The organism is Nocardiopsis sinuspersici (assembly GCF_001998325.1).
Lineage (GTDB): Bacteria > Actinomycetota > Actinomycetes > Streptosporangiales > Streptosporangiaceae > Nocardiopsis > Nocardiopsis sinuspersici.
The window spans coordinates 4,372,176-4,397,575 of record NZ_MCOK01000001.1; the positions used below are offsets into that span (position 1 = coordinate 4,372,176).

Annotated in this window: 23 protein-coding genes and 1 tRNA gene; 11 read left to right on the top strand and 13 right to left on the bottom strand. The window is 70.7% G+C overall.

The genetic code is table 11. The features are described from left to right. Positions 1–57: 57 nt before the first annotated feature. Positions 58–1,875: a methionine--tRNA ligase gene (gene metG, locus NOSIN_RS18865; protein WP_077692025.1), complete on the bottom strand. Its 1,818-nt coding sequence runs from the start codon at positions 1,873–1,875 to the stop codon at positions 58–60. Between the two features lie 244 nt (positions 1,876–2,119). On the opposite strand from metG, the gene NOSIN_RS18870 reads away from it, so the two are divergent. Continuing rightward, on the top strand, positions 2,120–2,578 hold the full coding sequence (locus tag NOSIN_RS18870) for a hypothetical protein (protein WP_143832958.1): 459 nt from the start codon (positions 2,120–2,122) through the stop codon (positions 2,576–2,578). Positions 2,579–2,649: 71 nt separating this feature from the next. Further along, positions 2,650–5,322 carry a protein translocase subunit SecD gene (gene secD, locus NOSIN_RS18875; protein ID WP_077692026.1) on the top strand — a complete coding sequence of 891 codons (2,673 nt, stop codon included), beginning with the start codon at positions 2,650–2,652 and terminating at the stop codon, positions 5,320–5,322. 139 nt (positions 5,323–5,461) lie between these two features. Here the strand turns inward: secD and NOSIN_RS18880 are convergent, their stop codons facing one another. Further along, the gene (locus NOSIN_RS18880; protein ID WP_077692027.1) at positions 5,462–6,124 is read right to left on the bottom strand and encodes an AIM24 family protein; all 663 of its coding nucleotides are present in this window, start codon (positions 6,122–6,124) and stop codon (positions 5,462–5,464) included. Between the two features lie 144 nt (positions 6,125–6,268). Next, positions 6,269–7,153 carry a 16S rRNA (cytidine(1402)-2'-O)-methyltransferase gene (gene rsmI, locus NOSIN_RS18885; protein WP_077692028.1) on the bottom strand — a complete coding sequence of 295 codons (885 nt, stop codon included), beginning with the start codon at positions 7,151–7,153 and terminating at the stop codon, positions 6,269–6,271. A gap of 482 nt (positions 7,154–7,635) precedes the next feature. Here rsmI and iscB point away from each other — a divergent pair, with 482 nt between their 5' ends. From iscB to NOSIN_RS18905, 4 genes are all read left to right on the top strand, one after another. Then, entirely contained in the window at positions 7,636–8,940 is a 1,305-nt protein-coding gene (gene iscB / locus NOSIN_RS18890; RefSeq protein ID WP_077692029.1) for an RNA-guided endonuclease IscB, read from the top strand. 28 nt (positions 8,941–8,968) lie between these two features. After that, positions 8,969–10,606 (top strand): dolichyl-phosphate-mannose--protein mannosyltransferase, encoded by a 1,638-nt coding sequence (locus NOSIN_RS18895; RefSeq protein ID WP_077692030.1) that lies wholly within the window; start codon positions 8,969–8,971, stop codon positions 10,604–10,606. 307 nt (positions 10,607–10,913) lie between these two features. Continuing rightward, the gene (locus NOSIN_RS18900) at positions 10,914–11,117 is read left to right on the top strand and encodes a cold-shock protein (RefSeq protein WP_017543917.1); all 204 of its coding nucleotides are present in this window, start codon (positions 10,914–10,916) and stop codon (positions 11,115–11,117) included. A gap of 339 nt (positions 11,118–11,456) precedes the next feature. Then, positions 11,457–11,765: a sec-independent translocase gene (locus NOSIN_RS18905; protein WP_077692031.1), complete on the top strand. Its 309-nt coding sequence runs from the start codon at positions 11,457–11,459 to the stop codon at positions 11,763–11,765. Positions 11,766–11,861: 96 nt separating this feature from the next. Here NOSIN_RS18905 and NOSIN_RS18910 read toward each other — a convergent pair whose 3' ends face one another. Continuing rightward, positions 11,862–12,419 carry a hypothetical protein gene (locus NOSIN_RS18910; protein ID WP_077692032.1) on the bottom strand — a complete coding sequence of 186 codons (558 nt, stop codon included), beginning with the start codon at positions 12,417–12,419 and terminating at the stop codon, positions 11,862–11,864. A 1,076-nt stretch (positions 12,420–13,495) separates the two neighbouring features. Here NOSIN_RS18910 and NOSIN_RS18915 point away from each other — a divergent pair. After that, entirely contained in the window at positions 13,496–14,236 is a 741-nt protein-coding gene (locus tag NOSIN_RS18915; RefSeq protein ID WP_236743398.1) for a response regulator, read from the top strand. 46 nt (positions 14,237–14,282) lie between these two features. Here the strand turns inward: NOSIN_RS18915 and NOSIN_RS18920 are convergent, their stop codons facing one another. The 8 genes from NOSIN_RS18920 to galU form a co-directional block, all read right to left on the bottom strand. Further along, complete coding sequence (locus NOSIN_RS18920) at positions 14,283–14,894, bottom strand: TetR/AcrR family transcriptional regulator (protein ID WP_077692034.1); 612 nt, start codon at positions 14,892–14,894, stop codon at positions 14,283–14,285. Between the two features lie 390 nt (positions 14,895–15,284). Next, positions 15,285–15,358: transfer RNA gene (locus tag NOSIN_RS18925), tRNA-Ala, on the bottom strand. Positions 15,359–15,427: 69 nt separating this feature from the next. Continuing rightward, positions 15,428–16,063, bottom strand: a complete 636-nt coding sequence (sepX, locus tag NOSIN_RS18930) for a divisome protein SepX/GlpR (RefSeq protein WP_077692035.1) — start codon at positions 16,061–16,063, stop codon at positions 15,428–15,430. 394 nt (positions 16,064–16,457) lie between these two features. Further along, a complete protein-coding gene (locus tag NOSIN_RS18935; protein ID WP_077693657.1) occupies positions 16,458–17,177 on the bottom strand; it encodes a GNAT family N-acetyltransferase in 720 nt (239 codons plus the stop codon). Between the two features lie 250 nt (positions 17,178–17,427). Beyond that, a complete protein-coding gene (locus NOSIN_RS18940; protein ID WP_077692036.1) occupies positions 17,428–17,946 on the bottom strand; it encodes a MogA/MoaB family molybdenum cofactor biosynthesis protein in 519 nt (172 codons plus the stop codon). Then, positions 17,939–18,448 carry a cyclic pyranopterin monophosphate synthase MoaC gene (gene moaC / locus NOSIN_RS18945; RefSeq protein WP_077692037.1) on the bottom strand — a complete coding sequence of 170 codons (510 nt, stop codon included), beginning with the start codon at positions 18,446–18,448 and terminating at the stop codon, positions 17,939–17,941. Before moaC ends, NOSIN_RS18940 begins: the two co-directional genes overlap by 8 nt. 328 nt (positions 18,449–18,776) lie before the next feature. After that, positions 18,777–20,009, bottom strand: a complete 1,233-nt coding sequence (glp, locus tag NOSIN_RS18950) for a molybdotransferase-like divisome protein Glp (protein ID WP_077692038.1) — start codon at positions 20,007–20,009, stop codon at positions 18,777–18,779. Between the two features lie 159 nt (positions 20,010–20,168). Next, entirely contained in the window at positions 20,169–21,107 is a 939-nt protein-coding gene (gene galU / locus NOSIN_RS18955) for a UTP--glucose-1-phosphate uridylyltransferase GalU (RefSeq protein WP_077692039.1), read from the bottom strand. Positions 21,108–21,277: 170 nt separating this feature from the next. On the opposite strand from galU, the gene NOSIN_RS18960 reads away from it, so the two are divergent. The 4 genes from NOSIN_RS18960 (at position 21,278) to mscL (ending at position 23,912) form a co-directional block, all read left to right on the top strand. Beyond that, positions 21,278–21,895 (top strand): 5-formyltetrahydrofolate cyclo-ligase, encoded by a 618-nt coding sequence (locus tag NOSIN_RS18960; protein WP_077692040.1) that lies wholly within the window; start codon positions 21,278–21,280, stop codon positions 21,893–21,895. A 182-nt stretch (positions 21,896–22,077) separates the two neighbouring features. Next, a complete protein-coding gene (locus NOSIN_RS18965; protein ID WP_077692041.1) occupies positions 22,078–22,473 on the top strand; it encodes an FmdB family zinc ribbon protein in 396 nt (131 codons plus the stop codon). 160 nt (positions 22,474–22,633) lie between these two features. Continuing rightward, a complete protein-coding gene (locus tag NOSIN_RS18970; protein ID WP_077692042.1) occupies positions 22,634–23,284 on the top strand; it encodes an SAF domain-containing protein in 651 nt (216 codons plus the stop codon). Between the two features lie 223 nt (positions 23,285–23,507). Next, complete coding sequence (gene mscL / locus NOSIN_RS18975) at positions 23,508–23,912, top strand: large conductance mechanosensitive channel protein MscL (RefSeq protein ID WP_077692043.1); 405 nt, start codon at positions 23,508–23,510, stop codon at positions 23,910–23,912. Between the two features lie 66 nt (positions 23,913–23,978). On the opposite strand, the gene NOSIN_RS18980 is transcribed toward mscL, so the two are convergent. Beyond that, on the bottom strand, positions 23,979–25,085 hold the full coding sequence (locus NOSIN_RS18980) for a D-alanyl-D-alanine carboxypeptidase family protein (protein ID WP_077692044.1): 1,107 nt from the start codon (positions 25,083–25,085) through the stop codon (positions 23,979–23,981). Between the last annotated feature and the right edge of the window lie 315 nt (positions 25,086–25,400).

Genomic DNA, 25,400 nt, shown 5'->3' on the forward strand with positions numbered 1-25,400 from the left:
GGGAGGGGCCAGCTCGGAGAGCCCCTCTTCGGCGGGGCTCCCGAAGGGCCCGGGACCCTACTCGGTGTCGCCCTCCAGGCGGGCCAGCTCCTCGTCCACCACCGACTGGTCGAGCTTGGTGAACAGCGGCTCCGGGCGGCTGAGCGGGGTGCCGGGCACGATCGGCCTGGACTCCCAGCGCGCCTCGTTGCCGGCGTAGTCCCCCGTGATGACCGGGTACTCCGTCTCCTCACCCGAGCCGCCGATGGTGTCACGGCCGGTGTCGATGCGGGGCATGCCCGTCCAGGTACCGGTGCCGCCGAGCATCGCGTACACCTTGTTCGCCGACTCGGGCAGGTACGGGGTGAGCAGCGTGTTGGCGTCCTGGACCAGTTGGAGGGCCACGTGGAGCACGGTGGCCATCCGCTCGGGGTCGGTCTTCTTCAGCGCCCACGGAGCCTGGTCGGAGATGTACTTGTTGGCCTCGGCCACGGTGCGCATGGCCTCCTGCAGGCCCGCCTTGAACTGGGACCGCTCCAGCCGCTCGCCGACCCGGCCGAACGCGGCCCGGGAGTCCTCCAGCACCCGGCGGTCCTCGTCGGTCAGCTCACCGGCGGCCGGGATCTCGCCCAGGTTCTTGGCCGCCATCGAGATGGAGCGGTTGACCAGGTTGCCCCAGGCCGCCACCAGCTCGTCGTTGTTGCGGCGCACGAACTCGGCCCAGGTGAAGTCGGTGTCCTGGGTCTCGGGGCCGGCGGCCATGATGTAGTAGCGCAGCGCGTCGGCCGAGTAGCGCTCCAGGAAGTCGCGCACGTAGATCACCACGCGGCGCGAGGAGGAGAACTTGCGCCCCTCCATGGTGAGGAACTCGCTGGAGACCACCTCGGTGGGCACGTCGAGCCTGCCCAGCGGGCCGGGCTCTCCGTCCCGGTCGCCCTCGCCGTTGTGGCCCAGCAGGATCGCGGGCCAGACCACCGAGTGGAAGACGATGTTGTCCTTGCCCATGAAGTAGTAGGACCGGGCCTCGTCGCTCTGCCACCAGCGGCGCCAGGCCTCGGGCTCACCGACGCGCTTGGCCCACTCCACCGACGCGGACAGGTAGCCGATGACCGCGTCGAACCACACGTACAGGCGCTTGTTGCCGTTGTCGCTCCAGCCCTCCAGCGGTACGGGCACGCCCCAGTTGAGGTCGCGGGTGACCGCGCGCGGCTGGAGGTCCTCCACCAGGTTCAGGGAGAACTTGAGGACGTTGGGCCGCCACTCGCCCTCCTTGCCCTTGAGCCAGGTCGTGAGGGCCTCGGCGAAGGCGGGCAGGTCGAGCATGAAGTGCTCGGTGTCCACGAACTCGGGCGTCTCGCCGTTGATCCGCGAGCGGGGCGAGACGAGGTCGATGGGGTCGAGCTGGTTGCCGCAGTTGTCGCACTGGTCGCCGCGCGCGCCGTCGTAGCCGCAGATCGGGCAGACGCCCTCGATGTAGCGGTCCGGGAGCGTGCGGCCGGTGGACGGGGAGACCGCGCCCTTGGTCGTGTGGGCGAAGACGTACCCGTTCTCGTACAGCGCGGTGAACAGCTGCTGGGCAACGGCGTAGTGGTTGCCGGTGGTGGTGCGGGTGAACAGGTCGTAGGACAGGCCGAGGCCGACGAGGTCCTCGGCGATGATCCGGTTGTAGCGGTCGGCCAGCTCCCGGGGGCTCACGCCCTCCTGGTCGGCCAGCACCTGGACCGGTGTGCCGTGCTCGTCGGTGCCGCTGACCATCAGCACGTGGTTGCCCGACATTCGCTGGAAGCGGGAGAAGACGTCGGAGGGCACTCCGAAGCCGGACACGTGGCCGATGTGGCGCGGTCCGTTGGCGTAGGGCCAGGCGACCGCGGTCAGGATGTGGCGATTCGACGACATGACCCAAGCCTAAAGGGGGCGGAGGCCTGCCGCGCACGCCTTTCCCGCGTGGTACCGCACGGCGGACCCGCTGCCGTGCCGCGCCGGAGCCGACGCGGTTCCGTGTCCGAAACAAGTTCCGCAACCGGAGTAAAAGGACATTCCCCCGAACTTGCCGCTGCCCTTATGCTCTGCTGAACGGGCCGTGTGCCACCGGGGCGCGCGGCGACGGACAGCGTCCTCTCCCCGGTTCCTACCTGAGGCGGTGGTCACCATGGTTGCCGGTGCCCTACCCCGCCCTGCCCGACACGTCACCGCGCTGCTCACCAGCGTGTTGCTGCTCGTCATACTGTCCTTCCCCGTCGCCTCCGGCGTCGGGCGGCCGGCCTCACCGTCGTCCCTGCCGCCGCACGGTCTGCTCAGTGCTCCCGAGCACACACCGGACCAGGCGGCCGAACGGGACCGGGCGACCCCGCGCGAACGCGCGGAACTGTCCGAGAACCCGATGGTGACCGTCGGGCCGCCCGCCTCCACCTGCGACCAACGTTCGGTGCTGCGCGACCTCCCGGACGCGGTGCCCAGTTGCGCGCTGCGTCTGGCGGTGTGGGACCAGCCCTGGTGGCCGCTGCCGCCCCTGGCCTCCGATCCCCTTCCGGAAGAGGTCGCCCACGGGGCACTGCCACCGGCACGGGCTCCCCCTCTCACCGCGAACACCACCGTCTGACCATCCCGGACGCACCCCCCATCTGGCACGCGTCCGGATTTCCCGTATTCGCAGTGAGAGGTACCAACCCCTTGTCCAGTCAAACGGGAGCCGGAGGGCGCTGGACACGCGCGCTCATCTCCCTTCTCGTCATCCTCGTCGCGTTCGGCGCGGCGTGGTTCATGCCGCCGCGCCTGGGGCTCGACCTCAGCGGCGGAACGCAGATCGTCCTGGAGACCCAGGACGGTCCCGACGGCACACCAGCCGACTCCGAGAACACCGACAAGGTCATCGAGGTGCTGCGCCAGCGCATCGACAGCCTCGGTGTGGCCGAGGCGACCATGTCGCGCTCGGGCGAGAACCGGATCATCGTCGAACTGCCCGGCGTGCAGGACCCGGCGGAGGCCGCGAAGATCGTCGGCCAGACCGCCCAGCTGTCCTTCCACCCGGTGCTGGGCGTCGGCCAGCAGGGCGGTCAGGGCGTGCAGGCGCCGCCGACCGGGGACTCCGCCAACGCCCCGGACGCCCCCGCCGACGAGGCCCGGGCCCCGGCCGACACCGAGGGCGGCGGGGCCCCGCCCGAGGGCGAGGCCCCGCCGGGAGGCGGTGAGGGCGGCGGACAGGAGATGTCGCCCGAGCAGATGGAAGAGCTCATGAGCGGCATGGGCGGCCAGCAGCAGCCTCCGGCGGGTCCCACCGCGGAGAATCCCGAAGACGTCGTGATGACCCTTCCGGACTCGGACGGAACCAACCTGCAGCTCGGCGAGTCCGTCATCCAGGGCGACCAGGTGGACAGCGCCGACGCGACGCTGGACAACGTCAACCGCGCCCAGTGGACGGTCAACGTCAACTTCGAGGGCGAGGGCCGCGACCAGTGGACCCAGCTGACCGCCGACGCCGCCTGCTACCCGCAGGGCGACCCGCGCCGCCGGGTGGCGATCGTGCTGGACGAGCAGATCATCTCCGCTCCGGAGGTGAACCCGGAGTTCGCCTGTGACGTGGGCATGCCGGGTGGGTCCACCACCATCACCAGCCCCAGCTTCACCAGCGAGTCCGCGAACGAGCTGGCCGTGCTGATCGAGGGCGGCTCGCTGCCGCTGCCGGTCACCGAGGTCCAGCGCCAGACGGTCGGCCCGACCCTCGGTGCCGCCGCGATCGAGGCCAGCGCCATCGCCGCCCTCCTGGGCCTGGCGTTCACCGCGCTGTACATCACGCTGGTCTACCGCCTGGTCGGCTTCCTGGCCTCGGTCGCGCTGGCGTTCTACACGCTGATCGCCTACGGGGCCCTGGTAGCCATCAGCGCCACGCTGACCCTGCCGGGCCTGGCGGGTTTCGTGCTGGCGATCGGTATGGCCATCGACGCCAACGTGCTGATCTTCGAGCGCGCACGCGAGGAGTACCAGCGCCAGACGAAGACCTACGAGGCGAACAAGTCCGCGGGTATGCGGGACGCCACCGAGGACGAGGCCGCCAAGGCCGGATCGGGAGCACTCGCGCGGCGCCGCCGCCGGGCCATCCCGCCGAGCCTGGAGAAGGCGTTCGTCGAGGGCTCCCGCAAGGCGTGGAGCGCGGTCATCGACACCAACATCACCACGCTCATCGCCGCGGCACTGCTGTTCATCTTCGCCTCGGGCACGGTCCAGGGCTTCGGTGTGACCCTGAGCATCGGCACCCTCGTCTCGATGTTCTCCGCGCTGATCATCGCGCGCGTGTTCGTCGAGTGGGCGGTGCGCCGGGCGGTCGTTCGCAACCACCCGGGGATCAGCGGTCTGAACAGGATCGGCCGGGTCCGCACCTGGCTGGTCGAGAAGAACCCGAACCTGATGAAGCACCGCGGCAGGGGCCTGGCCGTGGCGGGTCTGATCGTGGCGGCCGCGGTCGCCGCACCCCTGATCCGCGACACCAACCTGGGCGTGGAGTTCACCGGCGGCCGCGTGATGGAGTACGAGATCACCGGTGACGAGGACATCTCGGTGGTCGAGGCCCGCGACGTCATCTCCGGACTCGACTTCCCGGGTTCGGACTCCGCCGTGGTGCAGGAGTCCGGCGACAGCGACCTCGCGGTGCGCACCGGCGACATCTCCGACACCGAGGCCGCCAAGATCACCGACGCCCTGACCGAGGAGACCGGCGGTGTGGAACGGGTCAGCGACGAGCTGATCGGTCCGAGCATGGGCGACGAGCTGCGCAACCGCGCACTGATCGCCCTGGGCGCGGCCCTCGCGTTGCAGCTGGTCTACCTGGCCTGGCGCTTCCGCTGGTCGTTCGGCGTCTCCACCATGCTGTCGCTGGCGTTCAACCTGGCCCTGGTGATCGGTCTGTTCATCTGGTGGGGCAAGCCGATCGACGGCGTGTTCCTCGCCGCGCTGCTGAGCGTCATCGGCTTCACGGTCAACGACACGGTGGTGGTCTTCGACCGGGTGCGCGACGAGTGGGCCAGGGACGAGAAGTCGAAGTTCCCGGAGATCGCCAACCGCGCGGTGCTCAACACCCTGCCGCGTACGATCAACACCTCGGTCGGTGCGCTGATCATCCTGGGCTTCCTCACCTTCCTCGGTGGGTCCTCGCTCCAGGACTTCTCCATCGCCATGCTGGTCGGTCTGAGCACGGGTGTGCTCTCCACGGTGTTCGTCGCCGTCCCGCTGGCCATCTGGCTGCAGAGGTGGGACAGGACCGACCCGCCGCACGTGGTCAAGGAGCGCAAGGCCAAGCAGAGGGTGGCCGCCAAGGCCGCTCGCGAGGCCGACGACGGCGCGGTCGTGTAGCGACCGCACCCGCTCCGGTACGGGGCCCCGGGACGTACGCGCCCGGGGCCCCGCCCGCGTCCGGGGTCGGTCGGCCCCCGTGTGCGAGGGCGGTCCGTCCCCCGTGTGCGGGGCGGGCAGAGCTGTGGGAGCGGGCGGATCAGCCCGCCTGGGCGGGAGCCGGGGCGCCCTCGGAGGCCTGCACCAGGACGAAGCCCTGCCCCTCGAAGGCGAGCTGGAACGCCTCGCCGCTGCCCCTGCCGATGAACGCTCCGGCCTTCAACGTGCGGCGCACGCCCGCGCGCAGCGAGGTGGACCAGGCGACCGCGGCGTCGGTGTCCACGAAGGTCGGCTGGTCGACGTTGAGCAGCACGGGGGAACCGTGGCAGGCGATGGCCACCCTGCCGCGCCCGCCGAAGACCGTGTTGAAGAGGCCGCCGGTCACCATCCCCGCGCCCTCGACCCGGCGGATGTCCCAGCTCAGCCCGGACTCGAAGGCGAGCACGTTGGCGCCGTTGACCGTGAGCTGCTCGTCCTCCAGGTCGACCAGGTGGATGTCCCAGGCGTCGCGGGCCAGGAACACGTCGCCGCGCCCGGACACCTTCATCAGCGGCAGTCCCTCGCCGGTGAAGGCCTTCTTGAAGAACTTGCCGACGCTGCCGGACCCCTCGTAGGAGAAGTCGACCTCCCCCTGGTAGGCGACCATGGCGCCCTGCCGGGCGAAGAACTCGCCGTTGAGGCCCACCCGGAGCATCTTGTGGTTCTGCAGGTGCATCCCCGGCTCGTTGGTCTCCTGGGCCTGCTGGAAGAGCTGACTTCTCATGGAACGATCCTCACCGACGTCGGTCTTTTCACCCGGTCAGACGCGCCACGCCGGAAAAGGTTCCGTTTCGGGCCCTCCGGTCTCCGGCTCCCCACCCTCCCGCGCGGTGGTCCGCGTGCTTCCCGGCGTACCCGGCCGCGGCCCTCAGTCGGCCCGCTCGGCGGGCACGACGCCGTGCACCAGGTCGTAGATCCGGCGCTTGGGGACACCGGTCTCCTTGGCCACGCGGACGATCGCCTCCTTGCGGCGCACGCCCTCCTCCTCCAGTTCGGAGACCGCGTCCAGCAGGGCGGTGTCGCCGGTCTCGCCCGGGCGCTGGCGGGCGCCCTCCACGACGACGGAGATCTCGCCCCGTACGCCCCCGGAGGCCCATTCCGCCAGCTCTCCGAGGCCGCCCCGGCGCACCTCCTCATAGGTCTTGGTCAGCTCGCGGCACACGGCGGCGCGCCGGTCGGCGCCGAAGGCCCCGGCCATCGCCTCCAGGGTGGCCGCGACACGGTGCGGGCTCTCGAAGAACACCATCGTGCGGCGCTCGGCCGCCAGGTCGGCCAGGTAGCCGGACAGGCCCTTGCGGGGCGGGAAGCCCTCGAAGCAGAAGCGGTCGGTCGGCAGGCCCGAGACCACGAGCGCGGTGGTCACGGCGGACGGGCCCGGGATCGCGGTCACCGGGATGCCCTCGTCGCCGCACGCGGCGGCCAGTCTGTAGCCCGGGTCGGACACCCCGGGCATCCCGGCGTCGGTGACGACCAGGACGTCGTGTCCGCCGCGCAGGTCGGTGAGCAGCTCGTCGGTACGGCGGCTCTCGTTGGCGTCGTAGTAGGACACCACGCGGGCGCCCTCGGCCCCGCCCAGGCGCACGTTCGCGCGGGAGGCGAACTGGCGTAGCCTGCGGGTGTCCTCGGCCGCGATGACGCGTGCGCCCTCCAGCGCGCGCAGCAGCCTGGGCGGCGCGTCCTCCACGTTCCCGATGGGCACACCGGCGAGTGTCAGGGTCCCCGTCTCCCTCGCGCCTGCTCCACCCTCGACCACTGTGATCCCCGTCCTGTCGCGCGCTACGGTTGGCTCTGTCACGCCGCCCGAAACCTGGTTTCGTGGTCCGTCCGCAAAGGACGGCCATCTCCGACCCCAACCTACGAGCCGAGGTAACGGGTTCCCCTCCTGAGGGAGGGGCTTTCAGCCCTCGTGGTTGGAGGCCTGCCGTTACCAGCACCAGCCAACACCAGGGAGGTGACTCGTTGGCTACGTTTCACACAGGTGAGAAGACCCACCAGGCCGTGCTTCCTCAGCGGCCTGCTCTGGAATCCACGTCAGCAGACCACCCTGGGAACAGGGACGAAACGGGACGCGGAGGCCGCGCTCGCGTGGCACCCGGTGTGGAACATGTGCGAGGGGAGACCACCGATGGTTCACCTGCCGCCGGTGGCGTCACCCCGGGCCACCCGGTCCGGGAGCAGGCCCGTGAGGGCCACCCACCCCGCGAGGGGACATCGCCCCGCCAGGGGCACAGGTGCGTGTTCGTCCTGGACGCCCACGGCACCCCGCTCCAACCCACCCACCCCGCCCGAGCCAGGAAACTCCTGGCCAAGGGGCGAGCCGTCGTGGCCCGGCACACCCCCTTCGTCATACGAATCAAGGACCGCACCACGGCGGAGTCCGAGGTCGGCGGGGTCGAGGTCGGCGTCGACCCGGGGTCCAGGCACACCGGGCTGGCGGTGTTCACCGCACAGGCAGGGCAGCGCCGGGGCCGCTACGCCCTGCGGCTCCACCACCGGGGCGACCAGATCACGAGGAGGATGCGCCAACGCGCCGCCTACAGAAAGGGACGCCGCTCTCGCAACCTGCGCTACCGCTCTCCCCGGTTCGACAACCGCACCCGCCCCGACGGGTGGCTGCCACCCTCACTCCGGCACCGGGTGGACACCACCCTGGCCTGGGTGGATCGTCTGGCCCGTTGGGCGCCGGTCCGTGCGGTACACGCCGAGCGGGTCGCCTTCGACACCCACGCCCTCAGCGCGGGGCGTTCGCTGGAAGGTGTGGAGTACCAGCACGGCACCCTGCACGGCTACGAGGTGCGCGAGTACCTCCTCACAAAGTGGGGCCGCTCTTGTGCTTATTGCGGCGCCATCGACACCCCGCTCAACATCGACCACATCCACCCCCGCTCTCAGGGCGGCTCCGACCGAATATCGAACCTTGTGCCGGCCTGCGTTCCATGCAACCGGGCCAAAGGCGACCAACCTGTCGAGGAGTTCGTGACCACCCCGCGAATCCTCGCCGGGATCAAGGGCCAAGCCAAGATCCCACTGCGCGACACCGCCGCGGTCAACGCCACCCGATGGGCGCTGTGGCACGCTCTCAACAAACGCCTGCGGGCCCATGCGGCCTCGGGCGGGCGCACCAAGTGGAACCGCACCCGCAACAAGTTGCCCAAGTCCCACACTCTCGACGCCTTGGCCGTCGGCAAGGTCGACGCCATCACCGCGGCCGTCTCCACGGTCCTGGTCATCGGATGCAGCGGCCGCGGCACCTACACCCGCACCCGCACGGACAGGTACGGCTTCCCCCGGTCGTATCTGCCTCGCCGCAAGGCCTTCTTCGGCTTCCGGACCGGGGACCTGGCCCAAGCGAGCATCCCCTCCGGCAAGCATGCCGGAAGCCATACCGGCCGAGTGGCGGTACGCAGCAGCGGCAGCCACACCCTGCAGACCCCGCACGGCCCTGTCAAGACCTCGTGGAAAAACCTGCGCCTGCTCCAACGGGCGGACGGTTACGGCTACACCACACAGAAGGAGGCACGGGTTTCCTCCCCCGTCTGAAGGCGGGAGTATCCACCCCATACACCAGATGACCACCACCGCACACTTCTCCGAGGCCGAGCCCTCGCCCCCGCCGCGGCCGGCACCGATCCGCGCCCGCCTCCTGCCCACCGACCCGGCGCCGCGCTGGCTGGGCTGGCTGGGCGCCGTCCTCGTCGCCCTGTTCGCCGGGGCCCTGAGGTTCGTCAACATCGGCCAGCCCGACCGGATCTACTTCGACGAGACCTACTACGCCAAGGACGCCTACGGGCTCCAGAAGTTCGGCTACGAGCACGAGACCCTGGAGGAGCCGGTCGAGGCCGACGACCTGCTCGCCCAGGGCCACCAGGACATCTTCACCGGGGCGGGCGACTTCGTCGTGCACCCGCCGGTCGGCAAGTGGATGATCGCCCTGGGCGACTGGCTGTGGTCGCTCCTGCCCTTCGGCACGTCCATGACACCGGAGGCCTGGCGGTTCGCCTCGGTCCTGGCCGGCGTGGTCTCGGTCCTCATCCTGGTGCGGCTGGCCACCCGGATGACCCGTTCGGTGCTGCTGGGCTGCACGGCGGGACTGATCCTGGCGCTGGACGGCCTGCACTTCACGCTGAGCCGCATCGCCATGGTGGACATCTTCCTCACCCTCTGGATCCTGGCGGGCTTCACGTGCCTGGTGATCGACCGGGACAGGACCAGGGAACGGCTGGCCCGCCTGTCGGAGGCGGGCACGGACCTGGTCTCGGTGGGCTGGTTGGGGATGCGCTGGTGGCGCCTCGCGGCCGGACTGTGCTTCGGCCTCGCGGTCGGCACCAAGTGGTCGGCCCTGTTCTTCGTCGCGGCCTTCGGCCTGCTCACGGTGGCGTGGGACTACGGCGCCCGCAGCAGTGTGGGCCAGCGTCGCCCGTTCTGGCGGTGGTTGGGGATCGACGCCGTTCCGGCGTTCGCGCAGACCGTGGTGGTCGCGGGGGCCGTCTACCTGGTCTCGTGGTCGGGGTGGCTGTTCACCCGCGGCGGCTACAACCGCGACTACGCGGACGGCATGGCGCCCGACTGGCTGCCCGGATTCCTGGGTGCGCCCATTGAGGCGCTGTGGAGCCTGGTGGACTACCACCGCCGGATGATGACCTTCCACACCGACCTGACCAGCGACCACGCCTACATCTCCGCACCGTGGGAGTGGCTGGTCATGCGCACACCGGTGATGTTCCACTACAACGGCCAGGCCGTCGGGTGCGGCACCGACGACTGCGTCACCTCGGTGGTCTCCATCGGCACACCGGTCATCTGGTGGGGCAGCCTGCTCGCCCTGATCGTGGTGTTCGGCTGGTGGGTGACCTTCCGCGACTGGCGCGCGGGCGCCGTACTGCTGGCCGTGGCGGCGGGGTGGCTGCCGTGGTTCGCCTACCCGGACCGCCCCATGTTCCTGTTCTACGCGCTCCCGCTGCTGCCGTTCCTGGTCCTGGCGATCGTGCTCGCGCTGGGCCTGGTGCTGGGGGCCGGCGAGGGGAGTCCGCGCTTCGCCCCGTACACGAGGGCGCTGGGCGGCGTCGTCTACGGCGTGGTCCTGCTGCTGATCGTGGCCTGCTTCGCGTACTTCTACCCGGTGCTGTCGGCGTATCCGGTCGACGAGGGGATGTGGCGCGAGCGCATGTGGTTCGACGTATGGGTCTATGGCAGTGGCGGTTCGTGAACAGTTCGCCGGTGAACCCGCATTCCGCCGAACTCCATTAGTGGTCCGGCGGACGGAAATCAACAGTTCGGAGTAGCCGAAAGAGGACACGGCAAGAAGGCGATTCCCGCGTGGGAACTCTCGGCAAGGCGCCACCCTCCCTGGTACTGTCATCAACTGGTTGCTGTTGTAGTTTCCATGGATGCCCCAGGCGCCTCGCGGAACTTCACGTGGGCGCTCGTCGATACGGGGATTACCCGCCGGTCCGGCGCCCGGCGACCCGGGGCCAGCAGGGTGCGGCCCCGCAGTAGTCCCTAAGGGAGAGCACATGGCTCAGGGCACCGTGAAGTGGTTCAACTCTGAAAAGGGTTTCGGGTTCATCGCCGTCGAGGGCGGCCAGCCCGACGTGTTCGTCCACTACTCGGCGATCGCGGGTACCGGCTTCCGGAACCTGGAAGAGGACCAGAAGGTCGAGTTCGACATCATTCAGGGCCCCAAGGGCCCGCAGGCGGCCGACGTCAGAGCCGTCTGAGCGTTCCGGACACGTTTTCTCCGTGGTCCGCGGGCGCCGGACGCCGCCCGGCATCACCACCCGCGACCGCGATCTCTTCCTTGTCAGTACGCCCGAGCAGCCGGGATCGGGTTCGATGAACCACGGCCGGGTTCCGGCCCGGGGCACCGCCCGGCGGCCCCACGAACCGGATACCGGCCAGGCGTCCCGGCGGGGACGCCGTTCTCCCGGCCCTTCGCTCCCCGAGCGAGGGGCCGGTCCGCGTTCTGTACCGGGTCAACAGGGGCAGGGTTACCCAACCTCTCCGATACCGGCTAACCTGCTTGAAGCCGGTCGGTACACCGAGGGACGAGGTCGCGCATGTTCAACATCAGCGGAGGGGAGTTCGTCCTCCTCCTCCTGCTCGCGCTGCTGGTCTTCGGCCCCGAACAGCTTCCCAAGGCCGCCCAGCAGGTCGGCCGGGTGCTGCGCCAACTGCGGACCATGGCCAACTCCGCCTCCAACGACATCAAGGAGGGGCTGGGCCCGGAGTTCAAGGACTTCGACGTGCAGGACCTCAACCCCAAGCGCTTCGTGCAGAAGCACTTCTGGGAGGACGAGGAGTCGGAGAAGAAGCCCGTGGCCAGGCTCAACGGCAAGCGTCCGCCCTTCGACGACGAGGCCACCTGAGCCCCTCCGTCCACGGCTTCCGCGCACGCGTCCGCCTCCGGGCCGCGCGTTCCCGCGGGAACGCCCTGACTCCCCGGCGCCCTCCGGCCACGCCGCTCAGCCCATGAGCATGAGCACGAAGAGGCCGAATCCCAACAGGATCACCGAGCCCACGATGATCGTCGGGGAGCCGACCGTCAGCACCAGCCCCTCCACGGCCAGCGCACCGCCGAAGGCCCCCACCAGCCAGGGCCAGCGCGGTCCCGGCTCCCAGCCGTGGCGCCGCTCCCGTCCGAGGGTGACCAGGAACGCGATCCCGGTGACCAGCCAGAACGCCAGGTGGGCGAGCGCACGGGTCTCCGGCTCGACGTAGTCGGCCATCCCGCCGACCACCATCACGTAGGTCAGCGTCCCCGTGAGCAGTCTCCAGTGCCCGCGTCCCCGGTGCGGCGGGATGACCTTGCGCCGGGCCGGCGTGGTGCGGCGGAAGCGCTCGGCCGCGACCGGCGGTTCGTCCTCCTCCACCGGCTCGACCGTGGTCTCCGAGAGCGGCCGGGCGGGGGGTTCGGGCGGCGGTGGCTCGTATCCTCCGGCCGGGTCGGGCTCCGCCGGGGAGGGATGGGCGGGCTCCTCGGAGGGCTGGTATCCACCGGGGTGCCGGGGGGAGTCGGACACGGCTGGATCCGCCCCTTCACGGTCGCGCGGCCGGCCCTGGCAGGACCGGGGGTTGGTGTCCATGTCCCTACCCGCTGTCGTCCGCGGTCAAATCCCCCCGCGCCGGGTTCCGCGGCCGGTCGGGGACGAGGGGGCCGGGGAGGCGTCGAAGGGGAAAGGGCCCGACCAGATCGGTGTGGACTGGTCAGGCCCGGTACCGAGGGCTCGTCGGAGCCCTGCGGCAGGCTGGCTACAGCCAGGCCCACCCGCTGTCACGGGCGGTAATCGCGTGCGTGGTCATGGCATCTACCTTTCGTGTGGCTTCCAGCCCATCCCACGACAACGATGGCCTAGAACACTCTCTCCCCGCAAGCCCAGGAGCCAAATGTTCATCGTTTTATCGCGTGGCCGACGCCAAACTCGGGACGGCACGGGTAGATTACCTGGATTCCAGGATGTTTCCGCAGGTCAGAGGCACTCTGTTTACCGTTCATAGAACATGGCCTCCCCTTGGCCTGCCGAAAAGGGGCTCCTTGGCGACACAATCGCCAACGGCACCATAACCGAGAGCGATGGAACGCCTATTGTCCCGGAAGTGGAAATCGGGATATGCGCCCGGCGTCCCGAGAACGGCTCCCCGACACGTCGTGGCCCGACACCAGGCAGGATCCGTGGGAGAGATGTCTGAAACCTGCGGTATGCCCATCTTTGTGACACCATACTTCACCTGATGGTCAGTTACCCTCCGTAGTTCAAGGGCGGGCCGCGCACTCTGGACGTCCATGCCCACGGGTCCGGACATCCTGTTTCGGTCACGTCCAAAAACGGATATATACCTTTCCTCTACCTCGCCGCTTCTCTCCGAGAGCACCCTTCCCACTGCGTTCCCGTCGCAGCGTTCGCACCGTTTTCCACCGAGATGCCCGGGGTACCAGGAGGTAAGTTCGTTCGTTACCGCCGCAGTCGGCAGGAAGCCCGCCTAAAGTGGAAAGAGCCACCCCAAGGCGGCGCGCGCGGACGATGTCTCCGCCTGTCCCGGAAACGGGGACGTGGAGCCCCGGTCCCCTCTGGCCGTCATACGCATGGAAGGCACCCTCGTGAGTCCGCACCCCCCGAGCCCCCTGGCCCTCACCCCGGACGTGGAGGACCATCCGCACGGAGACGACTCCCGCGCCCGCCCCATCCGCGTCATGGTCGTGGACGACCACGCCTTCTTCCGGCGCGGCCTGGTGTCCGTCCTGGACGAGGAGGAGGACATCAGCGTGGTCAGCGAGGCGGGCGACGGCGAGGAGGCGGTCCGGCTCGCCGCCGAACTGCGGCCCGACGTGGTGCTCATGGACGTGTGGATGCCGCACTCCAACGGCATCGACGCCTGCCCGCGCATCCGCGAGGCGGTCCCCCACACCAGGTTCGTCATGCTGACCATGAGCGACGAGGAGTCCGACCTCTTCGACGCCCTCAAGGCGGGCGCCACGGGCTACCTGCTCAAGGAGATCTCGGTGACCGAGCTTCCCCGCGCGGTGCGTGCCATCGCCGACGGCCAGTCCTTCATCAATCCGGCGATGGCGACCAAGCTCATCGGGGAGTTCGCCGAGCTGGCCAAGCAGGAGAGCACCCCGCCCAGCCGTCCGAGCATCCCCCAGCTGACCCGGCGCGAGACCGAGGTGCTCAAGCTGCTGGCCCGGTCCCTGAACAACCGCGAGATCGGCGAGCGGCTCTTCATCACCGAGAACACCGTCAAGAACCACGTGCGCAAGATCCTGGAGAAGCTCCAGGTGCACTCGCGCACCGAGGCCGCCATCTACGCCGTCCGGGCCGAGTACGTCTCCGGCCACTGACCCGGTGTCCGGGAGGGCGCGGGAGGAACGCGCCGGGCGGAGCGCGTCAGTCCCCGCGGGGGGAGCCCGGCGTCCTCGGGCCGAAGAGCAGCCCGGCGCTGCGGCGGGTGATGGCGAGCAGGTCGGTGTCCTGGAACAGGCTCCGCAGGCCGGATCCGTCGAGGTTCCCCGTGAGGGCGAGCGTGGCGACGCCGTGCACGACCGACCACCCGGCGACCAGTGCGGCGGCCGCGTCCTCGACCTCGCCCCGGTCGGTCAGGGAGTCCACCCCGGTGCGGAGCTCGTCGAAGGCGGCCTTCCTCGCGGCGTTCAGCTCCTCGTCGTCCGTGCCCAGCAGGCTGGGGGTGAACATCACGTCGAAGTGCGCCGGACGGTCGGTGGCGAAGCGCACGTACTCCACGCCCGCGTCCAGGAAGTCGCCGCCCGCCTCGCGGTTGGCCCGCAGCCGGTCGGCCAGCTCGCGGAAGCCCTCGGTGGCCAGGGCGTTGAGCACGCCCTCCCGGCTGCCGAAGTGGTGCCGGGGAGCGGTGTGGCTGACCCCGAGCTCGACCGCCAGAGAGCGCAGGCTGAAGGAGTGGGGCCCCTCCCTGCCGATGACCTCCGCCGCCTTCTCCAGAACGGCGGCCCTGAGGTTTCCATGGTGGTATCCGTCTGCCATGCCCCGAACCATACGGCGCGAAGCCGCCGTCGCGGAGGTCGGGAGGCGCGGCGCCGTCACGGGAGCGGAGAGGGCCTTCGTCCCGGGACCGGAGGAGGCCCGGAGAGTACGCTGGAGGAGTACCGGCCGCCCCGCGACAGGGGATAGCCGCTTCGCCGGTGACACTCGGGGCTCCGGTCCGGAAACGACCGCCCGCCGCAGGGAACAGCAGCACCCCCGGCCGGAGCCCCTTCGCCCGTCCGCGGCGCGGTGGGCCCGGGAGGGACCACGGAGCCGGGGAAAGACGAAGGGGAGACGATCACGAGATCCTCTGTGAAGATCTCCCGATCGTCTCCCCTGCGCAGGGTCTCACCCTGTGTCGACGGCCCCGAGGGACCGTCTGACCTTCGGTGGAGCTATGGGGATTTGAACCCCAGACCCCCTCGATGCGAACGAGGTGCGCTACCGGACTGCGCCATAGCCCCTGAAGACGTGAACCAGACTAGCAGGAAACCCGGGGTGGTCCGAACACGGTTCCCACCCCGGGCGAAAGGTCAGTCCCCGGCCGCCCTGAGCCGTGCGTCCGCGTACTGGTCGTACACCTGGCTGCGCCGTTCCCTGAGGGCGATCACCTTGGCCTCCCGCTCGGCGTCGCGCCTGCGCTCCTCCTCGGCCCGGCGGGCGCGCAGGAGCTCGCGGCGGCGGGCCCGCAGGAGCGCCTGCCTGCGCTCGGCGTCGGCCTTGGCCGCCTCACGGAGCAGGACCATGTGGCCGGCGAGCAGCAGCACCGGCGGGAGGGTCACCCACCAGGGCCCCAGGCCGAAGGCGACGGCCACGGCCGTGGCGACGTTCACCAGGACCAGCCCGCTGGTACGGCGGCGGCGGCGCGCGATGACGCGGGCGCGCGACCCGGCCGCGACCCGGTGCCGCACCGGGCGCGGCGCTTCCTCGCGGGCCTCGGGCCCGTCCACGGGGTCGGTGCCGTGCTCGCCGCGGCGGAGGACCCGGGTCTCGGTGGCGTCCGGGTCGTCCCCGCCGTCCACACGCTCCTCGGGGCCGTCCTCGAAATCCTCGTCCTCACGGCGCTGGTCCTCGGGGACGACGTCCACGGAGTCCTTGCGCAACAGCATCGGCACGAGGACTATGAGCCACACCACCACAATGGCCAGGTACAGAGGAGAGCTGCTCATCACCCCTCCTCACGATGACGGCCACTGGACGTTGATCGACACTTCGTCGACACCGCGCCGCGTGCGACTCCCGGGGGAGACGTCGCCCCCTCCGGGACATCGTTCCTGATCCTCCCCGGTTCCGGGGCGATTCCCGAGTGCCATATCCACGCGTTGCCCGCATCGTCAATGCGTCTGTGTTCCGCACGGTACGACCCCGTGTCCATAAATGCGCCACATTCCGACCGGAGTGTCGCAAGATTGTGGACCTTCAGTTTCGGTCGCCCCGCCCTTGGATACGAAATCGCAGGTCAAACATCGACTGCGGAGCGCAGCACCAATTCAACGCAAAGTAATGAATCAATGTCGCTAAAGTGAGGTTTAGGTTCCGGATGCATCCGTGATGGTGTCACGTTCAGTTCGACCCCGGGTGCGGACTCGCCGGGTCACGTGGATCCCGGCCACCGTTCGGGCCTTGTGGCCCCAAAGCGGAACCAGGGCCGGAACCGGGCTCGGCGGACGGCCCGGAGGGGTCTCCGTGGCGCCACCGGTACAGCAGCCCCTGGGGGACCTCCTCAGCGGTGACCGCGTAGCAGATGTGGTCGCGCCAGGCCCCGTCGATGTGCAGTTGGCGCCTGCGCACCCCCTCGTCCCGAAAGCCCAGTTTGGTGACCACCCGCCTGCTCGCCCGGTTCTCGGGCCGGATGTTGGCCTCGATCCGGTGGAGTCCGACACGGAAGAAGGAGTGGTCGACGGCCAGCGCGACCGCCGTCGGGGTGATGCCGTGCCCGGCGTAGGCGCTGTCGATCCAGTACCCCACCTGCGCCGACCTCGCCGATCCCCACACGATGGCGCCCACCGTGAGCTGTCCGACGAACCGGTCGCCGTAGGTGACCGCCCAGGGCATGGACAGGCCCTGCCTGGCCTCCCTGCGGACGGCCTGGAGCATCGAGACGTAGGGGGTGAGCCCGGTGGTGCGCAGCGGCATCTCGGGATAGGTCGGCTCCCACGGACGCAGCCACTCCTCGTTGCGCGCGCGGATCTCCCGCAGCGCGGCGGCGTCGCGCAGCCGCAGGGGTCGAAGCGCGACCGGCCCCTCCTGGAGGGTGACGGGCCACCCTTGTCTGCGATTCACGACCGTCCCTTCGACGCCCTCGGCACCGTAGCCCACCGGTACGACACCGGATGCGGAGGCGCCGGTTCCCCGTCCCCGGTGACGGTCTCCAGTATTCCACTCCCCGGGTGTGGCGTGTCGCTCATCACTCCGACGGAGCAGGAATCGGATGATTCCTAACTCTAGTACTTGCGTACCGAAAACCCACTGCAGACCAAAGAATTGTCAACGGACGGAATGCCCGAGATGTGATTACGGTCATTGTTCGGTGTCATTCGGAGTGGGCATGATCACCGCCACGCAGTTGGTCCACCGCGTGTGCGAACACCGGGGCCAGCACGTCCATCCCGTCGGCGGCACCGCCCCTGGAGCCGGGCAGGTTCACCACGAGCATCCGGTGGCCGCCGCGCTCGGCGACCCCGGCCAGGCCCCGCGACAGGATCGCCGTGGGCACGCCCTTGTCCCGCCCCGCGGCCCGCAGCGCCTCGGCGATCCCGGGGATCTCGTAGGACAGCAGCGGACGCGTCGCCTCGGGCGTGTGGTCGTGCGGGGTCAGGCCGGTCCCGCCGGTGGTGACGACGGCGTCGAGCCGCTCGTCCAGGGCGCGGACGAGCGCCTCCGCCACCGGCGCGCCGTCGGGCACCACCCAGGGGCCCACGACCACGCAGCCGAGCTCACGCAGGCGCTCGGCGACCACCGGACCCGAGCGGTCCGGGTAGACGCCCGCCGCCGCCCGGTTGGACGCCGTCACGACCGCGACGCGGGGCACACGGCCCCCGGACTCACTCACCGCGCCTCCAGTCGCCCTTCTTGCCGCCGGTCTTCTCCTCGACCCGCACCCGCGTGACCTCGGCCTCGGGGTCGATCGCCTTGACCATGTCGACCAGGCCGAGGGCGGCGGTCATGACGCAGGTGAGCGCCTCCATCTCCACCCCGGTGCGGTCGGCGGTGCGCACCGTGGCGCTGATCCGCACGCCCTCGTCCACGACGGCGAGGTCCACGTCGACGCCGTGCACGGCGATGGGGTGGCACAGCGGCACGAGGTCGGGTGTGCGCTTGGCTCCCTGGATTCCCGCGATCCGGGCGACGGCCAGGGCGTCGCCCTTGGGCACCTCTCCCCCGCGCAGCGCGGTGACGGCCTCCGGGCTGAGCAGCACCCGGCCGGTGGCGGTGGCGGTGCGCGCGCTCACCCGCTTCTCCGAGACGTCGACCATGCGCGCGGCGCCGGATCGGTCCAGGTGGGTGAACCCGGAGGGGTGGTCGGCCCCCTCCGGACGTGGGGTGTCGGTCATCGGCCTGCCAACTCTCCGCTCGAACACAGGGCGCGGCCGGGCCGGCCGCGCCATCACGACCGTACGACACGCCGGGGGCGCTCCGCCCGGCGACGGGGCGGTGGCGGCGGCGCGGAGGGAACGCCGCGGACGGAGGCCGCCGTTGTGGGCGGTGACGGACGCCGGCGGGGCGAGGCCGCGGCCGGAGGCCTTCGGCCGACGGGTGGTGGGCGGGAAGGGTCCACGAACACACCGGTGAGCGGGCTAGCCGGAAATGTTGCCGGTGTGACGCGTGGGACGGGCCGCACACCGTTCCGGTCACAGGCAAGGGGTGTCCGCCGAGCGTGCCCTAGGCGGGCTCGGGCAGGCGCAGCACCTGCACGGAGGCGCCCGCGGCCAGCTCGGTGACCTCCTCGGGCACCACCACGAACGCGTTGGCGCCGGCCAGCGCGGACAGCTGGTGCGAGCCCTGGTGGAGTGCCGGGGCCACCGTGGCGCCGGCGCTCGGGCCGTGCGGGGACTCCTCCAGCACCCCGCGCAGGAAGGAGCGACGCCCCTCGGGGGAGGTGACCGGCGCGGTCAGGACGGCCCGCGTGCTCGGCAGCGGGTCGGGGGCGAGCCCGCGCAGCCTGCGCAGTGCGGGGCGCACGAAGATCTGGAAGGACACGAAGGCGCTCACCGGGTTTCCGGGCAGCGTGACGATCGGGGTCCGGTCCGGTCCGACCGTCCCGAAACCCTGGGGCTTGCCGGGCTGCATCGCCACCTGGGTGAACTCCACGGTGCCCTGGCGGGTGAGCACCTCCTTGACCACGTCGTAGGCGCCCATGCTCACCCCGCCGGTGGTGACGACGATGTCGGCGCGCACCAGCAGGCCCTCCAGGGTGTCGAGCACCGTCTCGGGGTCGTCGCCGACGAAACCGTGGCGGTGGACCTCGCACCCGACGTCGCGGGCGGCGGCCGCGATCATGAAGCTGTTGGACTCCCAGATCTGGCCGGGACCGAGCGGGCGCCCGGGCTCGACCAGCTCCTCACCGGTGGAGAGCACCATCACGCGGGGGCGCGGGTACACGGGCACGGAGCGGCGTCCGACGGCCGCCAGGACGCCCATCTCCCCCGGACCGATCCGCGCGCCGGGCCGCAGCACGGTGGTCCCCTCGGTGACGTCGTCACCGGCGCGGCGCACGGCGTTGCCCACCTTGACCGGTCGGTCGACGGTCACCCTGGCGGTACCGCCGTCGGTCCACTCGACCGGGACCACCGCGTCCGCCCCGGAGGGCATGGGCGCGCCGGTCATGATGCGCGCGCACATGCCGGGCAGGACCGCGGTCGGGGAGGGGTCCCCCGCCGGGATGTCGGCGACCACCGGAAGCCGTACCGGGGTGTCGGGGGCGGCCGACGACAGGTCGGCGGCGTGCACGGCGTACCCGTCCATGGACGAGTTGTCGAAGCCCGGCAGGGACACGGGCGAGACCACGGCCTCGGCCAGCACGGTGCCGTGCGCCTGGAGCAGGTCCAGTTCGGTCGGCTCGGGATCGTTGATCAGGGCCAGGACATCGGCGACGTGCTGCTCGACGCTCTTCACGGGGTTCCTTCCGGTTCGCGGTTCCTGTGGTGAGGCGTCCTCCGCTTCTCGGGAGGCGTCTCACGGCCCATTCTCACCGCGTCCGGCCCATCGCGTGGCGGACCCGGTCCGCCGGGCCGCCGTCGTTTCCCGGCCGGAGCGGTCGGGACGGGGAGCCCGTCAGGGGCGCCCGGCCTCCCGGCGGTCGACGAAGTCGCGCAGCCAGGGCAGCAGTTCCTCGGCGAGGTCGGGGCGGCGGCAGGCGAAGTCCACCACGGTACGGATGTAGTCGGCCTTGTTGCCGGTGTCGTAGCGGCTGCCGCGGAACAGGACGCCGTGCACCGTACCCCCGTCCTCGGGCTTGCGCCGGGTCAGTTCGAGCAGGGCGTCGGTGAGCTGGATCTCGCCGCCGCGGCCGGGCGGGGTCTCCTGGAGGATGGGGAAGATCGCCGGGTCGCAGACGTAGCGGCCGATGATGGCCCAGCGGCTCGGCGCCTGCTCGGGCGCGGGCTTCTCGACCAGGTCGGTGACGGTGACGACGTCGTCCTCCTCGGTGGGCTCGATGGCCGCGCATCCGTACAGGGACACCTGTTCGGGCTCCACCTCCATGAGCGCGACGACGCTGCCGCCGTGCTTCTCGCGGACCTCGATCATGCGGCGCAGCAGGTCGGCGGACTCGATGAGGTCGTCCCCCAGGAGGACGGCGAACGGGTTGTCGCCCACGTGCGCCTTCGCGCACAGCACCGCGTGGCCCAGGCCGCGCGGCTCGCCCTGGCGGACGTAGTGCATCTGGGCGAGGTCGTTGGACTCGCGCACCGACCGCAGGCGCTCGTCGTCGCCCTTGGCCTCCAGGGCCTCCTCCAGTTCGTAGGCCCGGTCGAAGTGGTCCTCGATGGAGCGCTTGCTGCGGCCCGTGATCATCAGGACGTCCTGGAGATCGGCGGCGACCGCCTCCTCCACGACGTACTGGATCGCGGGCTTGTCCACGATCGGCAGCATCTCCTTGGGCGTGGCCTTGGTCGCGGGCAGGAACCGCGTGCCGAGACCGGCCGCGGGCACGACCGCCTTCGTGACGGTTCCCGGGTCGAAGGATCGCTTCTGGTCGGTGGAGTCGTTCATGTCGGCACTTTAGGGCAGTCCTCCGCCGTCTCGGCGACCCCACACACTGCCGGGCCCCAAGAAGTTCCGACGGTTTCGGGAGGAGGGCGGCGAACCGCCATCCGGCGTTCACCGCGCGGGGCAGCCGGCCGGGCGGCCCGCCCGGGCCGCCTCGGTGCCACACTTGGGCCATGGACGAGAGCGAGCGGCGCGCGGCCAAGGGCCGCCTGCGCAGGGGATTCCTGGAGCGAAGGCGCAACCGCGGCCCCGAGGAGCGCTCCCGGGCGGGCTCGGCGGTCCGCGACACCCTCATGGACCTCTCGTGGCTGGCCATGGGCGGGACGGTCGCCTGCTACTACTCCGTGGGCGGCGAGCCCGACACCCGCAAGCTGGTGACGGCGCTGTGGAAGCGCGGCACGTACGTGCTGCTGCCCGTGTTCCTGCCCGGCGGCGACCTGGACTGGGCGGCCTTCGACGGGCCGGACACCCTGGCCCCGGCCGGCCACGGGCTGCTGGAGCCCGTGGGCCACCGGTACGGGCCCGAGGCGCTGGCCCGGGCGGACGCGGTGGTCTGTCCGGCGCTGGCCGTGGACCGGCGGGGAACGCGGCTGGGGCGGGGCGCCGGCTGCTACGACCGGGCCCTCGCCCGCAAGGGCCCGCACACCCCGGCGATCGCCCTGGTCCACGACGAGGAGTTCGTGGAGTCGCTGCCCGCGGAGCCGCACGACCGCCCGGTGGACGCCGTGGTCACCCCCGGGGGCGGCCTGCGGGTGTTCGGCGCCGGCGTGTGGCCGGTCGAACGGACCTGAACCGGACGAGGCGGGATGAAACCCACCCGCGGAAGCGTTGTCACCGGCGGTCGCGCAGCGACGATCCGGCATCGCGCCCCCGAGGTCCGTGTTCGGTGCCAGGCCCTGTCACGCCTCCGGTCGGCGAGCGCGTACTATTTAGCAGTCAACGGGCGAGAGTGCCAGCAAGGAGGACCCGAACAGTGCCTACGTACCAGTACGCGTGCACCGAGTGCGGCGCCCAGATGGAGGTCGTGCAGAGCTTCAGCGACGACGCGCTGACCGTCTGCCCCGAGTGTGAGGGACGCCTGCGCAAGGTGTACTCCGCCGTGGGCATCGTGTTCAAGGGCTCCGGCTTCTACCGCACCGACAGCGGCAAGAGCTCCAACAGCTCCGTGCTCACCGGTTCCGGCGAGGGCAAGGACGGCGGCGACTCCGCGGCCTCCGACTCGTCCGGCTCCTCCGACTCGTCCTCGGACACCAAGAGCTCCTCCGGTTCCGAGACCAGCACCGCGAGCACGGCCAGCAGCACCACCAGTAGCAGCACCGGTAGCAGCAGTAACACCAGCACCAGCAGCAGCACCGCCGCGGCCAGCTGAGTCGCAGGGCCGTTGACGCCACCGCGCCGCCGAGTCCTCGGCGGCGCGCGGCATGTCCGGCCCACGGGGCGGGACACGCGTTCCGCGGGTCCTCGGAGAGGATCCCGACGGGGCCTGTGGACAACGCCCGAACGGGCCCCTCACGGCCTAGCGTCGAACCATGGCCGAAGCCCCACTCCCCTACCGGCACCGCCGGATGGCCGTCCGCCTCCTGGACCGGTACCGGCGCCTCCTCGCCACCCTCCTGACCGCCGCGGCGCTCGTCAGCGCCGTCCTGGCCGTGCGGCCCCTCCCCGCGCCCACCGTCCAGGTACTCGTCGCCTCCCGTGACCTCGACGCCTCGGGTCCCCTCGCCGAGCACGACCTCGCCGAACGCTCCCTTCCCGCCGACGCCGTGCCGAGCGGCGCGCTGGCGGTCGGGGACCGGGCGGCCGGACTCCTCCTCAACGCCCCGGTGCGCCACGGCGAGGTGATCACCGACGCCCGCCTGTCCGACCCTCCCGCACGGCCCTACGGCCGCGACCTGGTCGCCGTGCCGGTGCGGGTCGCCGACCCCGGTGTCGTGGACCTGCTCTCGCCCGGCAGCCGGGTGGACGTCCTCGCCGCCGGTGGACACGACGACCTCGCGCCCACCAGGGCGGGTCCCGCCGTGGAGGTGGTCGGCGACCGTCCCGTCCTCGCCCTGCCGGAGGGGGCGGGCCCGGGCGGTGAGGGAGGCGCGCTGATCCTCATCGCCGCCACACCCGCCGAGGCCAGGAGCCTGGCGGGCCACGCCGCCACCTCACGGCTGTCCGTCACCATCCGGGGCTGAGACCACACCCCCGGCGACGGGAGCCGGCCTGACCCCGCGGACCTTTCACCGAAAGAACCGCACCACCGCGCCGGTACGGGCACCATGGACACGCGGCGCCCCCACGGCGTCCGTCCGTGTACGTCCGCGCCCCGCGCGGACACAGCGGTCAAGACCACACTCCCAGCCATCGGCCCCCACCACCCGTGGAACCGGGCCCACACGTTCGATAGGGCTGTCCTCCATGCAAGGCTTCAAGAACTTCCTGCTCCGGGGAAACCTGGTGCAGTTGGCGGTCGCGGTCGTGATCGGCGCGGTCTTCGCCGAGCTCATCACCGCGTTCACCGAGGGGTTCATCACCCCGCTGCTCGGGATCTTCGGCGGTGTCCCGGACTTCAGCGATCTCTACTTCGAGATCAACGGGAGCCGCTTCCCGTACGGCGCGTTCATCGACGCGCTGATCTCGTTCCTGATCACCGCCGCGATCCTGTACTTCCTGGTGGTACTGCCCACCGCCAAGGCCCTGGAGCGGTTCGCCAGGGCCGAGGAGAGCACCACCCGCGACTGCCCCCACTGCTTCAGCCAGATCGACAAGAGGGCCGCCCGGTGCGCCAGCTGCACCAGCGAGGTCGTCCCGGAACCCGCCTGAGCGGGGGTCCGAGAACACCGGGGGCGGCCCCGCACGGGGCCGCCCCCGGGGCGCGTCGGCGGGGCGTCAGCGGGTGTACTCCCAGTGCCAGGGCTCGAAGGGGCTCGACTTGGCCCAGGCCGGATGGATCCAACCGAAGTCGGCGCCGTTCTCCTCCATCCAGAGCCAGCGGTCGGACCTGTAGTTCTGGATGCCGCATCCCAGGTCGAGCGCCTTCCCCAGCCCGTGGTTGCTCGTACCGGGCACCGCCGCGAAGCCGGGCGCCACCTGCGCGTAGACGCGGTGCTGGTTGGGCAGGTCGCGGTAGGCGCTGGTGATGCACATGTTCTCGCCGTACTCGTCCACGTACCTCGCGTTGAGCTTGAGGAAGTCCACGGCCGCGTCGGCCCGCAGCCTCTTGTCGTCGTAGAGGTCGCAGAGGGCGCTTCCCGGGAGCAGGCCGTTGGCGGCACCCTCGGCGTTCGCCGCCGCGGCGGGGTCGCAGTCGGCCGCGGCCATGTAGGCCTCCGGGTCGATGCCGCGCTCCTCCAGCTCCGTGACGAGGTCGTTCGTGGTCTCCTCGGAGCGCTCACGCAACTGCTCGATGTCCGCCGCCAGCTCGACCTGCTCCAACTGGGTGGTGGTCTGTAGCTCCTGCGCCTCGCTCGCCAGCTCCTCCTGCTTCTCGCGCAGGTCGGTGGCCTCCTGGATGAGCGCCTGGTTGTCCTCGGAGATCTTCGCCGCGTAGGACTGCGTCTGCAGGTCGTCGTTGAGCGATCCCGAGGCCAGCACGGCGAGCATTCCGCCGTCGGGCAGCTTGTACAGGGTGCTGGCCAGTTGGGCCAGCGGCTCGCGCATCTCGCTGAGTTCGAGCTCGGTCTGCTGGAGTTCGTAGAGGGTGTCGATGAGCTCCCCCTGGGCCTCCTCCAGCGCCTCCTGGCGCTCGACCTGCTCGTCGGTGGCCTCCTCCAGCTCCTCCGAGGCGGCCTCGGCCCGTTCCCGGAACTCCTCCAGGCTGGCCTCGGCCGGGTCCAGTGCCGAGGCGGGGATCGGCGCGACGAGCAGCGCGGTGACGACCACGAGCGTCACCGCTTGGGCGAAACGGACGCGGTAGGACATCGCGAAGGCGGTCAGTACCCCGCTGCCACCTGGCACGCGAGACCTGCGCCGCGCCGCATCAGAAGTGAACGGCACGAATGATCCTCCGGCTGCTTTCCTCGAACACCTACCCGTGGCCGCAAGGCAACGTACTACATGTCCACATGCGGCCACACGAGACCGTTGCACCGGGCGAAGCGAGCCGTGCGCGGACTCCCACCCACCTCACCGCCCCCTGTTCCCGCCTTCGGCGAAACACCTGGTCATCACTGCGCGGGTCGAAGTCACACCCCGGTTCTCACAGCAACCAGAGACGCTTATGTGGACATAACACAATAAGTGCCATGAACAACATCACACCGCTCCAGGGCAACCAATCGTAGGTCAGCGTACTCCGCCATGCACGCAGAC